Source organism: Telluria sp. AZSoR62 (genome assembly GCF_058111565.1).
The window spans coordinates 1-241 of the sequence record NZ_JBYTST010000547.1; the positions used below are offsets into that span (position 1 = coordinate 1).

General features: G+C 55.2%; 1 rRNA gene. It reads right to left on the minus strand.

The annotated features are described in order from the left end of the window. A 23S ribosomal RNA gene (locus AC3XQU_RS24710) occupies positions 1-241 on the minus strand; the annotation flags it as partial.

Consider the following 241-nt stretch of genomic DNA (forward strand, 5'->3'; position numbering starts at 1 on the left):
GTGGCTGCTTCTAAGCCAACCTCCTGGTTGTCTTCGCGACCCCACATCCTTTTCCACTTAGTACACGCTTAGGGACCTTAGCTGGCGATCTGGGCTGTTTCCCTCTCGACTACGAACCTTATCGCCCGCAGTCTCACTGCCGCGCTCTCACTTACCGGCATTCGGAGTTTGGCTGACGTCAGTAACCTTGTAGGGCCCATTAGCCATCCAGTAGCTCTACCTCCAGCAAGAAACACGCAAC